Source organism: Pelotomaculum propionicicum (assembly GCF_004369225.1).
Classification (GTDB): Bacteria; Bacillota; Desulfotomaculia; order Desulfotomaculales; family Pelotomaculaceae; genus Pelotomaculum_B; species Pelotomaculum_B propionicicum.
Genome location: NZ_QFFZ01000180.1, coordinates 1 through 471 on the forward strand (window position 1 = coordinate 1; position 471 = coordinate 471).

Genomic DNA, 471 nt, shown 5'->3' on the forward strand with positions numbered 1-471 from the left:
GTAATTGTTATTCCTTTGAAACCACCTTTGCGCATTAACGACCTTGCCATGTCAATATTTGTCATTCAATTGTAAGATGAATTTTTTAATTTCCCCATAGAAACTAGCCGTCAGCGGTTTAGTCCAATGAAATTATCCAAAGTCAGCTCACGTTTTCGTAGAGCTATTTTTTGTTTTATTGACTTTGGATAATTTACTATTCATTATGCGAAGCTTTGCATAAACCTCCCTGCGGAGTTCCTTTTGTCCGTTCCTTAACAGTGCCATCCGGCATCTGAAAAGGCGCCTTGAGCCATCTTTGGATGTAGAGGATGACCCATGGAATGTCTGTGTGTTTTTGGACTGCCTTCATTAACAGTTCATGATCAATGTTATCAAACAGGCCCTTGATGTCAAACTCCAGTACCCAATTGTACCGCCAGCATCGCTGCCGGGTGATGGCAAGTGCATCAGCGGCCGACTTTCCCGGCC

Annotated in this window: 1 protein-coding gene; it reads right to left on the minus strand. The window is 43.1% G+C overall.

Features of this window, described 5'->3' with window-relative positions; translation table 11 throughout:
* Window positions 1-196 precede the first annotated feature (196 nt).
* A partial coding sequence (locus Pmgp_RS19420; protein ID WP_427910058.1) for a reverse transcriptase domain-containing protein occupies window positions 197-471 on the minus strand: 275 nt, incomplete at its 5' end.